At 76.8% G+C, this 12,538-nt stretch carries 14 protein-coding genes; 6 read left to right on the top strand and 8 right to left on the bottom strand.

Annotated elements, in window-relative coordinates:
* Window positions 1-261 precede the first annotated feature (261 nt).
* On the bottom strand, window positions 262-612 hold the full coding sequence (locus ACK586_RS10935) for a DUF3499 domain-containing protein (RefSeq protein WP_223223002.1): 351 nt from the start codon (window positions 610-612) through the stop codon (window positions 262-264).
* Window positions 613-723: 111 nt separating this feature from the next.
* On the opposite strand from ACK586_RS10935, the gene dprE2 reads away from it, so the two are divergent.
* Complete coding sequence (gene dprE2, locus ACK586_RS10930) at window positions 724-1,476, top strand: decaprenylphospho-beta-D-erythro-pentofuranosid-2-ulose 2-reductase (protein WP_409330505.1); 753 nt, start codon at window positions 724-726, stop codon at window positions 1,474-1,476.
* Between the two features lie 19 nt (window positions 1,477-1,495).
* Window positions 1,496-1,963 carry a metallopeptidase family protein gene (locus tag ACK586_RS10925; protein ID WP_409330504.1) on the top strand — a complete coding sequence of 156 codons (468 nt, stop codon included), beginning with the start codon at window positions 1,496-1,498 and terminating at the stop codon, window positions 1,961-1,963.
* 1 nt (window position 1,964) lies between these two features.
* Here ACK586_RS10925 and ACK586_RS10920 read toward each other — a convergent pair whose 3' ends face one another.
* Window positions 1,965-2,849, bottom strand: coding sequence for a hypothetical protein (locus ACK586_RS10920; RefSeq protein WP_409330503.1), 885 nt, complete (start codon window positions 2,847-2,849; stop codon window positions 1,965-1,967).
* A 123-nt stretch (window positions 2,850-2,972) separates the two neighbouring features.
* Between ACK586_RS10920 and ACK586_RS10915 the strand changes: the two genes are divergently transcribed.
* Window positions 2,973-3,977: a hypothetical protein gene (locus ACK586_RS10915; protein ID WP_409330502.1), complete on the top strand. Its 1,005-nt coding sequence runs from the start codon at window positions 2,973-2,975 to the stop codon at window positions 3,975-3,977.
* Here the strand turns inward: ACK586_RS10915 and ACK586_RS10910 are convergent.
* Window positions 3,952-4,782 (bottom strand): GNAT family N-acetyltransferase, encoded by an 831-nt coding sequence (locus tag ACK586_RS10910; RefSeq protein WP_409330501.1) that lies wholly within the window; start codon window positions 4,780-4,782, stop codon window positions 3,952-3,954. The genes ACK586_RS10915 and ACK586_RS10910 overlap by 26 nt on opposite strands.
* 113 nt (window positions 4,783-4,895) lie before the next feature.
* The gene (locus ACK586_RS10905; RefSeq protein ID WP_425330376.1) at window positions 4,896-5,231 is read right to left on the bottom strand and encodes a WhiB family transcriptional regulator; all 336 of its coding nucleotides are present in this window, start codon (window positions 5,229-5,231) and stop codon (window positions 4,896-4,898) included.
* Window positions 5,232-5,469: 238 nt separating this feature from the next.
* Here ACK586_RS10905 and cofD point away from each other — a divergent pair, with 238 nt between their 5' ends.
* From cofD to rfbA, 3 genes are read left to right on the top strand one after another with little or no spacing between them, the layout of a single operon-like run.
* Window positions 5,470-6,420: a 2-phospho-L-lactate transferase gene (gene cofD / locus ACK586_RS10900; RefSeq protein WP_409330500.1), complete on the top strand. Its 951-nt coding sequence runs from the start codon at window positions 5,470-5,472 to the stop codon at window positions 6,418-6,420.
* Window positions 6,413-7,525 carry a coenzyme F420-0:L-glutamate ligase gene (locus ACK586_RS10895; RefSeq protein WP_409330499.1) on the top strand — a complete coding sequence of 371 codons (1,113 nt, stop codon included), beginning with the start codon at window positions 6,413-6,415 and terminating at the stop codon, window positions 7,523-7,525. The genes cofD and ACK586_RS10895 overlap by 8 nt, the downstream gene beginning before the upstream one ends.
* Window positions 7,526-7,554: 29 nt before the next feature.
* On the top strand, window positions 7,555-8,424 hold the full coding sequence (gene rfbA / locus ACK586_RS10890; protein ID WP_409330498.1) for a glucose-1-phosphate thymidylyltransferase RfbA: 870 nt from the start codon (window positions 7,555-7,557) through the stop codon (window positions 8,422-8,424).
* A 153-nt stretch (window positions 8,425-8,577) separates the two neighbouring features.
* Here rfbA and ACK586_RS10885 read toward each other — a convergent pair whose 3' ends face one another.
* The 4 genes from ACK586_RS10885 to ACK586_RS10870 all read right to left on the bottom strand — a co-directional run bounded on the left by ACK586_RS10885 (window position 8,578) and on the right by ACK586_RS10870 (window position 12,497).
* The gene (locus ACK586_RS10885) at window positions 8,578-9,429 is read right to left on the bottom strand and encodes a DNA-3-methyladenine glycosylase family protein (RefSeq protein WP_409330497.1); all 852 of its coding nucleotides are present in this window, start codon (window positions 9,427-9,429) and stop codon (window positions 8,578-8,580) included.
* Between the two features lie 151 nt (window positions 9,430-9,580).
* Window positions 9,581-10,360 (bottom strand): SDR family NAD(P)-dependent oxidoreductase, encoded by a 780-nt coding sequence (locus ACK586_RS10880; protein ID WP_409330496.1) that lies wholly within the window; start codon window positions 10,358-10,360, stop codon window positions 9,581-9,583.
* A gap of 74 nt (window positions 10,361-10,434) precedes the next feature.
* Complete coding sequence (locus ACK586_RS10875; RefSeq protein WP_409330495.1) at window positions 10,435-11,532, bottom strand: mannose-1-phosphate guanylyltransferase; 1,098 nt, start codon at window positions 11,530-11,532, stop codon at window positions 10,435-10,437.
* The gene (locus ACK586_RS10870; RefSeq protein WP_409330494.1) at window positions 11,529-12,497 is read right to left on the bottom strand and encodes a glycosyltransferase family 2 protein; all 969 of its coding nucleotides are present in this window, start codon (window positions 12,495-12,497) and stop codon (window positions 11,529-11,531) included. Before ACK586_RS10870 ends, ACK586_RS10875 begins: the two co-directional genes overlap by 4 nt.
* Window positions 12,498-12,538 lie beyond the last annotated feature (41 nt).

The following is a 12,538-nucleotide window of genomic DNA, read 5'->3' as shown; positions in this document are numbered from 1 at the left end:
CCGCCTCACCCCCACCCAACGCCGCGAACGCATCCGGCTCGCCGTCTGCGGACGACCGGCCCGCCCCGGCGACCCACCCGCACCCTTCTGACCCGACGCCTCCCCGGGTCGCCCGGCGCTGAGCGCACGCCGGCGAACGCGACGCGACGCAGAGGATGCGGAGCCGCCCGGAGAGAACTGGGGACGCCGGTCTGGTCCCGGCGCGGATGAGATCCGGCGGTGACGCGGAGCGGCGCACGGCAGGGCCGCGCCCGGGCTGCCTCAGCTGAGGTCGGGTAGCACCCGGAGGTGACCACGGCGCGTTCCGCGGCCGTCGTCGGCCGGGTCGCGGGGGGGCTCGGGCCGGGCGGCCTCGCGCACGGCGTCGGCCAGAGCGAGCAGGTCGTCACCGGTCGGGCCGACGTCGTCGACGTCGATCTCGTGCCGGACGACCTCCCATCCGCGTGGCACGGTCAGCCGCTCGGCGTGGAACTCGCAGAGGTCGTAGCTGTGCGGTTCCGAGAAGGTCGCCAACGGGCCCACGACCGCGGTCGACTCCGCGTACACGTAGGTCAGGGTCGCCGCTGCCGGTTGCGCGCAACCGCTGCGCGAGCAGCGACGTGACTGCCTCACCACCGGTTCCTCACGGGGCTGACAGTAGACGCGCGACCGCGGGGATGGGAGCAGGCGCACCGGGTTTCTCCGGTGACGGGTGCAGGAGCCACATCCTGCACGATGGACCCCATGGGCACCGGCAGCGACCCGATCCTGGTCCTCGGGGGCCGCAGCGAGATCGGACTGGCCGTCGCGCGGCGCCTGGTCGCGGCCGGATCACGGCACGTCGTGCTGGCCGCCCGCCGCGCCGACGACCTCGCCGACGAGGTCCGGCTGCTGCGCGCCGCCGGCGCCACCAGGGTGGACTGCGTCGAGTTCGACGCCGACGACCTGACCGGCCACGAGAGCGTCCTCGCAGACGTGGAGCGCCGGCACGGGCTGCCCGGCACCACGCTCGTGGCCTTCGGGGTGCTGGGCGACCAGGCCACCGCCGAGCAGGACCCGGCCGCAGCGGTGGCCGTGGTCCACACCGACTACGTCGCCCAGGTGCACGTGCTCACCCTGCTGGCCCGCCGCTACCGGGAAGCGGGACGGGGCCGGCTCGTCGTCTTCTCCTCCGTGGCCGGCGTGCGGGTCCGCCGCGCCAACTACGTCTACGGCTCGGCGAAGGCCGGGCTCGACGGCTTCGCGAGCGGCCTCTCCGATGCCCTCGCCGGCACCGGTGTGCGACTGCTGCTCGTCCGCCCGGGATTCGTCATCGGCCGGATGACCGCCGGGATGGCGCCGGCACCCCTCTCCAGCACGCCGGACACCGTCGCCGACGCGGTCGTCGCCGCGCTGGCCCGTGATCGGGAGATCGTCTGGGTGCCGGCCTCGCTGCGCTGGCTGTCGGCGCTGATGCGCATCGCTCCCCGCGTGCTGTGGCGCCGGCTGCCCCGCTGAGTCGTACCCTCCTGTCGCCATGACCCGTCCTCCCCACCGACCGTCGCGGTCCCGCCGTGACCGGCACGGCCGAGGACTCCGCGGGCGGCTGGTCCCCGGCGAGGTCCCCCTCTCCCGCAGCCGGGCCGAGCAGTTCGACGACCTCGTGCTCGACGCCGTGGAGGACCTGGAGCGCCGCTGGGAGCGGGAGCTGGCCGGCGTGGAGTTCGCCGTCGAGGACGTGCCCTGGGTCGAGCACACCAGCCCCGACGAGGTGGTCCTCGACGCCGACGTCCTCGACGACGGCAGCGTGCCGCTCGCCCGCGTGCTGCCGGCGCACCGCGACGGCGGCCGCGAGGTGCCGGCGCGGATCGTCGTCTACCGCCGTCCGCTGGAGATCCGCGCGCACGACCGCGACGACCTCGCCGACCTGGTCCGCGACGTGGTCGTCGACCAGGTCGCCGTGCTGCTGGGGCGCGATCCCGAGGAGATCGACCCCACCGGATGACTCAGCCGGCGACCGGGCTGCCCAGCTCGGCCGCGCGCGACCGCGCCTCGCTGAGCCGACTGCGGGCGGCGGCGAGGTCCGGCCCCTCGGACCGGCCCGAGCCGGTCACCCGCCCGACCAGCTGCTCGAGGGCGACGGCATGCCACAGCAGGCCGACGTCGGGGCCCTCCCAGCCGGCCGTGCGGTCGAGCACCGTGTCGGCGATCCGCTCCCGGTCCTCCGCACCGGGGGTCGACGCCCACAGCGTCAGCAGGTCCCGGTGCCGCGGCCCCGCGCGGACCCCCGTCCACTCGAGCACCACGAGCCCGCGCTCGGCATCGAGGACGGCGTTGGCCGCGCAGAAGTCACCGTGGGTCACCTCCGACAGCGGCAGCTGGGCGGCGGCGACCCGGACGGCGCGCAGCTCGGTCAGCCGCACCCCCGCCCGCACGAGCCGCCCGGCGTCCTGCACCGTGCCGCGCACCCGGCCCAGCCCGCGCCCGGCCGGCGGCTGCCACGGTCGTCCCTGAGGCGCCGGCAGCGGTGCGATGCGGACGGCGGCGGCGACAGCGGCCTCCGTCCACTGCGGGCCGCCCGACGGCGCCGGGTGCAGGCGGCGGGACAGCAGCCAGCGCCCGTCGTCGGCCGCGGCCAGCACCTCGGGGACCCCGATTCCCCGCTCCTCCGCCCAGCGCCGGCCCCGCAGCTCGGCCCGCAGCCGCCGCCGCCCGCTCTCGGTGACCGCCAGGTCGAGGACCCGGTCGGGCAGCACCCCGGTCACCGTGCCCAGCCGTGCACCGTGGTCGGCCACGCTCGTCGGCGGCGAGGCCACACCCAGCTCGCCGAGCAGCGCCTCCAGCCGTTCGCGCAGAGCGCCGTCGGTGGCGCCGGCCCCGTTCCCGACCATGCCCGGATCGTCGCAGCCGCCGCGCCCGGCCGCTCGGAGGGATGGGCGACAGGGCCGCCCGTGGAGCCGCTCCGGGACCTCGGCGGGCGGAGCCGGCCGGCGGTCCTGAGATGCTGAGCGGCGATGGACGCCGCCGTGGCAGGAGTGCTGGGCGTCGTCCTGCTCCTGCTGGCCGGGCTGCTCGCCGCCCCGCTCGCCCGTCGCCGGCCGGCCGCCCCGGCGCCGGAACCGGCTCCCGCTCCGCCACTGCCGACGTTCCCGGACGACGACCTCCCGTCCTTCCGCGCCGCTCCGCCCGGCACACCGGGCGCCGCGCCACCGCAGGGCCGGCCCGCGCCGTCCCGCACCGCACCCGCCGGCGACGGCGACGGCGACACCGAGGGCGACCGGGCCGCGGGCCGGGTGCTGCTCGCCCTCGCCGCCGCCGCGCTGGCGCTGATCGCGGTGCTCGCACTGCTGGCCGGCGTCGAGTCGGTGGCGGACGACGACGGCGAGGGCAGCGGCCCGGCCGCTCCTCCGGCCGGGCCGCCCGCACCGGTGACCTCCGACCCGCCGGTGCCCCCGCTGCCCACCGTCCCGGACGACCCGCTGCCGGGCGAGCGCGGGGCGGGGACGCTCGCGATGCTGTCGGTCCCCCTCGACGACGGCGGCTGGGCGGCCCGGCTGGTCTTCGAGCCGCTGGTCCTGGAGCCCCGCGCGGTCGGTGCCACGGTCACCGTCCCCGCGGTCGGTGTGACCCGCCGCACCGACGGGACGGCGCTGGCCCACGTCCGGCTGCCCACCTGGAACTGCCTGTCCGCCGACGCCCCGCCGGACCCGGCGGCCGCCGGCTGCACGCCCGGCCCCGTGGAGTACGCCGACCTGCCCTCCCCCGCCCTCCGGACCACGGTGGAGGACGGGCGGCTGCGGCTGACCGGACGGTTCCCGACGTACACCCGCCCGGCGGGCAGCGTGCCGGTCTACACCGGCCGGGTGTACGAGCTCACCGTCACCGTGGCCGCCGCCGGACGGCACGCCGCCGCCGGCGACGACCGGTGGGCGCCGGCCGAGGGGACGCTGTTCCTCGGGCTCGGCCGCGCGGAGTCGCTGGACGACCCGGGGCTCAGCGCGGTGCGACGGGGCGGCTGAACCAGCCGGCCGCCAGCCGCAACGACGTGCTCGGCGCCCCCATCTCGAGGCCGACAGCCGACGGGTCCCCGCCGGCCACCCACGGGTGCCGGTCGGATCCGTCGACGACGGTCAGCAGGACCGCCCGCGCGGAGCCGCCGCCCGGCGCGACCGCCACCTCGACCTGGCCGATGGCCGCGTGCAACCGGGCCGTGGCGCGCAGCAGTCGGCGCCCGGCCGGCTCGGGCTGCGCAGCGAGCAGGACGGGCAGCCACCGCTCCACCTCCCGCGGGTCGCGGCTGCGCGCGACCGGCCCGCCGAGGGCGTCCAGCCGGTCCACCAGCCGGTGGGAGCGGACGGTGGCGAAGGCCGCGTCCGCGCGCAGCTCACCGAGGGCGCGCAGCGTCGGGTCGCCCATCGGCAGGCCGGTGAGCGACACGGTCCACGGAGTGCCCCCACCTGCCGTGAGCGCCAGCACCCCGGCGGCGAGCCGGGCGGCCACGTCGTCGTCCCGGGCGAGCAGCCGGGCGGGTGGCCGGCCCGGCGGCACCGGGCCGGCCACCTCGCCCAGCAGCTCGATCGCGCCTGCGGCGCCGCGGCGCCGGACCGACAGCAGGGCCAGCCCGTCCGGCCGGGCGCCCGGCGCCCGTTCGACCACCACCGCGACGGGCCGGCCGGCCCGCGGCCGGACGTTGAGGACCGCGGTCAGCCAGGGCGCTCGCGCGGAAACCGGCGCCCGCAGCGCGGACATGAGCGGCGCGGCCGCCCGGATCTCGCGGACGACGTGCTCGCGGCCGCTCACCACCCGCGTCTGCACGGGCCCCATACGACCACAGCCGCCGATGCGGATCGCATCGACGGCTGCGTGAGCTCTCGCCGGTGGCCCCGTCCAGAGGCTCGCGCCGAGCTCGCGAGGCGCGAGGAGGACGGGGTCCTTCTTCAGACCGCGCGGCGGCGCAGGCGCCGGCGCTCACGCTCGGACAGGCCGCCCCAGATGCCGAACCGCTCGTCGTTGGCCAGCGCGTACTCCAGGCACTCGGCCTTGACCTCGCAGCCGGTGCAGATCTTCTTCGCCTCCCGCGTGGAGCCGCCCTTCTCCGGGAAGAACGCCTCCGGGTCGGTCTCGGCGCACAGCGCCCGCTCCTGCCACGACTGGGCGTCGTCCTCCCCGAGCCCCAGCAGGCTCCCGAAGGCGGGGGTCGAGGCGACGGTGCCCCGGTCGGCCGACCGCTCGGACGCGCTCACGTAGTCGCTCAACCACGACACCTCTGCCATGACGATGCGTCCCCTCTCGCTCTCGTCACGAGGCGGAACCGGCGGGACGTTCCCGGGTTCGGACCTCGATGACACCGCGGGAATTACACGCGTGTCGTTGGGTGACCGTCAACTTCGCATGGTGTAATCAAATGACCACAGGAGCCCCACTCGTCACAGATCCTTCGTCAGTTCTCGTTCTGCGCCACGACACGCCGGGCGAAAAGGCGACAAGTGCCGATGAGGCACGATGACTTTCGTGGAGATCGTCGTTCTCGCCGGTGGCATCGGTGGCGCCCGGTTCCTCACCGGACTCAAGGACGTCACGCGGGGGTCACGGATCACTGCCGTGGTCAACACCGGCGACGACGTGACGCTGCACGGCATGCGCATCTGCCCGGACCTCGACACCGTGATGTACACCCTCGGCGGCGGCATCGACCCCGAGCGCGGCTGGGGTCTGGCCGAGGAGACCTGGCGGGTCAAGGACGAGCTGGCCGCCTACGGGGCCGAGCCGACCTGGTTCGGCCTCGGCGATCGCGACCTGGCCACCCACCTGATCCGCACCCGGATGCTGGACGCCGGCTACCCCCTGTCGCAGGTCACCGCGGCCCTGGCCGACCGCTGGCAGCCCGGAGTGGAGCTGCTCCCGATGAGCGACCAGCGGGTGGAGACCCACGTCCTGGTCACCGACCCGGAGTCCGGGCGACCAGCGGCGATCCACTTCCAGGAGTGGTGGGTCCGCCACCGCGCGCAGCTGCCCGCCACCGGCTTCGTCCAGGTCGGGGTGGACGCCGCCCGTCCCGCGCCGGGCGTGGCGGAGGCCTTCGCGCGGGCGGACGCGGTGCTGCTCGCGCCGTCGAACCCGGTGGTCTCCATCGGCACGGTGCTCGGGGTCCCGGGGATGCGCGAGGCCCTGCTGGCCGCACCGGGGAGGGTCGTCGGGATCTCCCCCATCGTCGGTGGCGGCCCGGTGCGCGGCATGGCGGACAAGTGCCTGCCCGTGGTCGGCGTCGAGGTCACCGCCGAGGGCGTCGGCCGGCACTACGGCGCCCGCGCCGACAACGGCCTGCTCGACGCCTGGCTGGTCGCGCCCGACGACGACGCCGACGTGCCCGGCGTCGACGTGCGGCAGGTGCCGCTGCTCATGTCCGACCCCGACGCGACGGCCGCGCTGGCCCGCGCCGCCCTGGACGCCGCCGGTGCCTGAGGAAGGACCCCTCCGCCCCCCACCGCTCGCGAGCCCGCGGCGGGCCCCTGCGGAGGGGCCACCCGCCGGCATCTCCGTGCACGCGGTCCCCGGGCTGCCCGAGTTCACCCCCGGGGACGACCTCGGCGCCGCGATCGCCGCCGCCGCGCCCTGGCTGGCCGACGGCGACGTCGTCGTCGTCACCTCCAAGGTCGTGGCCAAGGTCGAGGGCCGGCTCGTGCCGGTGGCCCCCGGGGAGGACCGCGAGGCCGCCCGCCAGCGCGCGATCGACGGCGAGACCGTGCGGGTGGTCGCCCGTCGCGGTCCGCTGCGCATCGTGGAGACCCGGCACGGCTGGGTGGTGGCCGCGGCGGGCATCGACGCCTCCAACGTCGCCGGCGACGCCCTGGTCCTGCTCCCCGAGGACGCCGACGCCTCCGCCCGCGCCCTGCGCGCCCGCCTGGCCGAGCTGCTGGACGTCGACGTGGCCGTCATCGTCAGTGACACCTTCGGCCGCACCTGGCGGGAGGGGCTGACCGACGTCGCCGTCGGCGCCGCCGGGATCCGCCCCCTCGCCGACTTCCGCGGCGCCGTCGACGCCCACGGCAACCGGCTGGAGACGACCCAGGTCGCCGTCGTCGACGAACTGGCCGCCGCCGCCGACCTGGTCAAGGGCAAGCTCGCCGGGCTCCCCGTCGCCGTGGTCCGCGGCTGGCCCGCCGACCGGCCGGAGACCGACACCGGCACCCGGCCGCTGGTCCGCCTGGGCCCCGGTGACCTGTTCCGCTACGGCACCCGCGACGTCGTGGCCGGCCGCGCCCCCGCCGCCCACGTCGTCCCGCGCCCGGACCACCTCGACGCCGTCGCCGAGGCCTTCCGCGTCGCCGTCGCCGCCCTGCCCGAGTTCCCGGTGGTGCTGCGCTACGGCGGGGAGGACGACGGCGTGGTCGACGTCCACCTGCCCGAGCGCGCCACCGTCACCGCCGCGCTCAACCTCGGCGCGGTCCTCGGCGCGGTGCTCGTGCAGCTGCACGCCGAGGGCTGGGCCACCCGGTGGGAGCCGGTGGCCACCGCCGGCGGCACCTCACTCGTCGGGAGGTTGTGGCTGGGCTCGGACCACGCCTGACCTGGGCGGACTCGGTAACGTCCCCGCCCATGCGCGGGATCATCCTGGCCGGGGGCACGGGCAGCCGCCTGTTCCCCATCACGCAGGCCGTGAGCAAGCAGCTCATGCCGGTCTACGACAAGCCGATGGTGTACTACCCGCTCTCGACGCTGATGATGGCCGGCGTCCGCGAGGTGCTGGTCATCACCACCCCCGGCGACCAGGCCGCGTTCCGGGCGCTGCTCGGGGACGGCGTCCGGCTGGGCATGCGCATCGAGTACGCCGTCCAGGAACGCCCCGAGGGGCTGGCCCAGGCGTTCCTCATCGGCGCGGACTTCGTCGGCGACGAGTCGGTGGCCCTGGTCCTGGGCGACAACATCTTCTACGGCGCCGGCCTGGGCACCGCGCTGGGCCGGCTGCCCGACCCCGACGGCGGGCACGTCTTCGCCTACCACGTGGCCAATCCGGCCGACTACGGCGTGGTCGAGTTCGACGGCGCGGGGCGGGTGCTCTCCATCGAGGAGAAGCCGGCCACGCCGAAGAGCTCCTACGCCGTTCCCGGGCTGTACTTCTACGAGTCGTCGGTCGTCGAGGTCGCCCGGGGCATCACCCCCAGCGCCCGCGGCGAGCTGGAGATCACCGCCGTCAACGAGCACTACCTGCAGCAGGGCCGGCTGACCGTCACCGTGCTCGACCGCGGCACCGCGTGGCTGGACACCGGGACCTTCGCCTCGCTGCGGCAGGCCACCGAGTTCGTCTCCGTCGTCGAGGAGCGCCAGGGCCTGAAGATCGGCTGCATCGAGGAGGTCGCCTGGCGGCAGGGCTGGCTGTCCGACTCCGACCTGCAGGCGATCGCCGAGCCGCTGGCCAAGAGCGGCTACGGCGCCTACCTCCTGGGCCTGCTCGCCAAGCCCCGGTGAGCCCGGACCACCGGACCACCGAAGTGGCCATTCCGGCGGACCGCCGGACCACCGAAGTGGCCATTTCGGCGGACCGGGCCCGGGTGAGGCCCCGCCCGGCCCCCTCGCAGGGGCCCGCCCCGAGCTGAGCGAGCGGGGGGCGAGGGGGGCCTGCTAGATCCGGCGGTGGTCGGTCGGCGCGTTGCGCGGGCCGAAGCGCGGAGCCCGCGCCACCCCGTTGACCAGCAGCAGCCGCACCACCCGGTGCCGCTGCCCCCGCCAGGGTTCCAGCAGGGCCATCATCGCGTCGTCGTCGGTGCGGGCGGCGCCGGTGAGCGCGAAGCCGACCTGGTTCTTCAGGTGGTAGTCGCCGTAGCTGACGGTGTCGGGGCAGCCGAACACCCGCTGCACGACCTCGGCCGCCGTCCACACGCCGATGCCGGGCACGGTCCTCAGCCGGCGCTGCAGGTCGGCGGAGTCGAGCGCCTCCGGCGGCTCCATCCGCGCCGCGACCGAGGTGACCGCGCGCAGCGCGCGGCGGCGGGCACCGTCGAGGCCGCAGCGGTGCCACTCCCAGTCGGTCACCTCGAGCAGCCGGCGGGGTGACGGCGGCACCCGCATGCCCTCCGGCGCGGGCCCCGGCGCGGCCTCCCCCGCCAGCCGCAGCAGCGCCCGCCAGACCCGGTGCGCCTCGGTGGTGGTCACCTTCTGCTCGAGGACGGCCGGGACCAGGCAGTCCCACGTGCGCTGCGTGCGGCCCAGCCGCAGCCACGGGGTGGTGCGCTGCAGCCGCGCGACCAGCGGGTGGCCGGCGCAGTCGAGCGCGGCCGGGTCGTCGGCGGCGCCCAGCCACTCCGGCACCCGGCTGCCGGCCCAGGCCGCGCCCGGGCCCCACGCCGCGACCCGCACCTGGCCGTCCACCTGCGTGATGCGTACCGTCGCCGGCCCGCAGGGGGTGGTGGTCACCCGCCAGATGCCGTCGGCGGCGAAGCGCAGGGTCGGGTCGCCCGTCCCGCGCAGGTGCACGGCCAGCGTGCGGCGGACGTCGAGCGGCCAGTCCGGCCGGAACGCCGACTCGAAGGCCGGCGCGGTCGCGCTCGGTGTGAGGGTGGTGGTGCTCAGGGCGTGCTCCGGGGTGACGGGGAAGCGGTGCTCGCCTCGCGGGTGTGCCGGTGGGTCAGCGGGGGGCCATGCGCAGCGCGCCGTCCATCCGGATCACCTCTCCGTTCAGGTAGCCGTGCTCCACGATCGCCAGGGCCAGCTCGGCGAAGTCGTCGGGCCGGCCCAGCCGCCGCGGGAACGGGATGCCCGCCGCCAGCGCCGTGCGGGCCTCCTCGGGGAGGCTGCCCAGCAGCGGCGTGTCGACCAGCCCCGGCGCGATCGTGCAGACCCGGACGCCGACGCTGGACAGGTCCCGCGCCGCCGGCAGGGTCAGCCCCACGATGCCACCCTTGGACGCCGCGTAGGCGATCTGGCCGATCTGGCCGTCGTAGGCCGCGATCGAGGCGGTGTTGACGACGACGCCGCGCTCGCCGTCCTCCCCCGGTTCGGTCCGCGCCATCGCGGCGGCGGCCAGCCGGAGCACGTTGAAGGTGCCGACCAGGTTGACCATCACCGTCTGCGTGAACTGCGGCAGCCCGTGCGGGGAGCCGTCGCGGTTGACCGTCCGCTCGGCCCAGCCGATCCCGGCGCAGTTGACGGCGACGCGCAGCGGGCGGTCCTTGCCCGTGGCCTCGGCGATCGCGGCCTCGACGCTGGCCTCGTCGGTGACGTCGGTGCGGACGAACGTCGTGTGCCCGCCGAGCTCCGCGGCCAGCGCCTCGCCGGCCTCGGCGTTGAGGTCCAGGACGGTCACCGCGGCGCCGCGGGCGGCGAGCGCGCGGACGGTGGCGGCTCCCAGGCCCGAGGCCCCTCCGGAGACGACGGCGGCGGCTTCGGCGACCACGGAGCTCTTCATGCCCCCGAGGCTAAGGCCCCCTCGCGGCGCCCGGCCGCGGGCCCGCGGCCGGCGGGGGTCGAGCGGGTCCGTCGTCAGCCGAAGCGGCCGGCGTAGCGGGCCTCGACCTCCGCGAGCAGCTGCTTGACCCGCTCGGCCTCGCCCACCGGGCAGACCATGGTGACGTCGGCGGTGTGCACCACCACGCTGTCGCGGACGCCGACCAGGGCGACCAGGTGCTCCGGGTCGTCGCTGAACACGATGTTGCCCGCCGAGTCGAGGGTGACCGCCGGCCCGCGGACGGCGTTGCCCCCCACCGTCTCCAACGTCTGCGCCAGCGCCGGCCACGAGCCGACGTCGAGCCAGTCGACGTCGAGGTCGGCGACCAGGACCCGGCCGGGCTCCCGGGCCGCGGGCTCCAGGACGGCGTAGTCGACGCTGATCCTCGGGAGGGTCGGGAAGACCTCGGCGAGGACGGCGTCCCGCTGCGAGCCCGCCGGGGCGGCCACCACCCGGGCCAGTCCCGCGGCGCTGTCGGGCAGGTGGTCGGCGAGGGCGTCCAGCACGGTGCGCGCCCGCCAGACGAACATGCCCGAGTTCCAGAGGTACTCGCCCGACGCCAGGTAGGACTCCGCGGTGGCCCGGTCCGGCTTCTCCACGAACTCGGCCGCCTCGGCCACACCGGGGACCTCGGTCGGCCCGCCGCGGCGCACGTACCCGAAGCCGGTGGCCGGCGAGGTCGGGCGGATGCCGAGGGTCACCAGCGAGCGCGGCCGGGAGGCCAGCGCGTCGTAGGCGGTGCGCAGCACGTCGGCGAACCGCTCCACCGGGCGGATCACGTGGTCGGCGCTGACCACCGCCAGCTCGGCGTCGGGGTCGACGTCGGCCACCAGCGCCGCGGTCAGCCCCACGGCGTTGGCGGTGTCCCGCGCGACCGGCTCGAGCACGAGCCGGTCGGCACCCAGCCGCGGCAGCGCCGCGCGCACCTGCTCGCCGTAGCGGGCCGCCGTGCACACCCAGATCCGCTCCGCGGGCAGCACCGCCTCCAGCCGGCCGAACGCCTCGGCCAGCAGGCTGTGCGCGCCGCCGCCGGGCTCGGCCACCACGTCCAGCAGCTGCTTGGGCCGCTGCGCCCGGGACAGCGGCCACAGCCGGGTCCCCGAGCCGCCGGCCATGATCACCGCGTGCCTCACCGGGCCCCTCCCCCCCGCCCGGCGCGAGCGAGCTTCGCCGCGCCCGGCACGCGGGCGGCGCGCCCGACGCCCTCGGCCCGGCGCTGGAACGGCGCACCGGCGGCGACCCGTCCGCTGACGTAGGAGACGAGCATCCGGGCGCCGAGCCCGGCCCGCAGCCCCGCCCGCAGCGGGGCGTTGCGCCGGCCGGGGTGCCGGTGGGAGAGGTAGCGCAGCGCGCTGGTGTGGTGCACCCGGGCCATGCGGTGCGGCTCCCGGCCGGTGGCGTGCCCGCCCTCGTGGACGACGACGGCCGACGGCACGTAGACGTGCAGCCAGCCGCGGCGGCCCAGCCGCTCGGCGAGGTCGACGTCCTCGAAGTACATGAAGTAGCCGGGGTCGAAGCCGCCGACCGAGCGGAAGGCCGCGACGTCGACGAGCAGGCAGGAGCCCGACAGCCAGCCGGCCGGCCGCTCCCGCGGCGCCTCGCGCTCGCGCCGGTAGCGGGCGGTCCACGGGTTGCCCGGCCAGGCCCAGCCCAGCGCGGCGTGCCCGATGCCGGTCGACAGCCGCGGCAGGTCGCGCGCCGAGGGGTACAGCTGCCCCTCCGGGGTGCGGATGGCCGGGCCGAGGGTCGCCGCGCGCGGCCAGCGCTGCGCCGCGGCCAGCAGCTCGTCGACCGACCCCGGCTCGAACCGGACGTCGGGGTTGGCGACCAGCGCGTACCCGTCGGTCAGCCCGGCCAGGCCGGCGTTGACCGCCGCGCCGTAGCCGACGTTCCCGCCGGTGCGCAGCAGCCGCACGTGCCGGTGGGCGGCCGCGGCGGCCTCCGGCGCGCCGTCGGTCGAACCGTTGTCGGCCAGCACGACGTCGGTCGGCCGGCCGGTGGCGGTGGCCAGGGACACCACGAAGCCCTCGAGGGACTGCCCCGGGGAGTAGGTGACCGCGACGACGCGCAGCGGCCCCGGGTGCTCCGCGGTGTCCATGCGTGGAACGTATCCGCCCGCCCACCGCGGGGAACGCACCG

Source organism: Trujillonella humicola (genome assembly GCF_046233715.1).
GTDB classification, from domain to species: Bacteria; Actinomycetota; Actinomycetes; order Mycobacteriales; family Geodermatophilaceae; genus Trujillonella; species Trujillonella humicola.
The sequence above is the reverse complement of the archived record's forward strand: the minus strand, read 5'-3'. Positions and strand labels throughout refer to the sequence as shown.

Coding starts and splice junctions, on each gene's coding strand:
- ACK586_RS10925 (WP_409330504.1), top strand. CDS start 1,496: ATGACCCGTCCTCCCCACCGACCGTCGCGGTCCCGCCGTGACCGGCAC.
- ACK586_RS10880 (WP_409330496.1), bottom strand. CDS start 10,360: ATGAAGAGCTCCGTGGTCGCCGAAGCCGCCGCCGTCGTCTCCGGAGGG.
- ACK586_RS10910 (WP_409330501.1), bottom strand. CDS start 4,782: ATGGGGCCCGTGCAGACGCGGGTGGTGAGCGGCCGCGAGCACGTCGTC.
- dprE2 (WP_409330505.1), top strand. CDS start 724: ATGGGCACCGGCAGCGACCCGATCCTGGTCCTCGGGGGCCGCAGCGAG.
- ACK586_RS10920 (WP_409330503.1), bottom strand. CDS start 2,849: ATGGTCGGGAACGGGGCCGGCGCCACCGACGGCGCTCTGCGCGAACGG.
- ACK586_RS10905 (WP_425330376.1), bottom strand. CDS start 5,231: ATGGCAGAGGTGTCGTGGTTGAGCGACTACGTGAGCGCGTCCGAGCGG.
- ACK586_RS10915 (WP_409330502.1), top strand. CDS start 2,973: ATGGACGCCGCCGTGGCAGGAGTGCTGGGCGTCGTCCTGCTCCTGCTG.
- ACK586_RS10870 (WP_409330494.1), bottom strand. CDS start 12,497: ATGGACACCGCGGAGCACCCGGGGCCGCTGCGCGTCGTCGCGGTCACC.
- rfbA (WP_409330498.1), top strand. CDS start 7,555: ATGCGCGGGATCATCCTGGCCGGGGGCACGGGCAGCCGCCTGTTCCCC.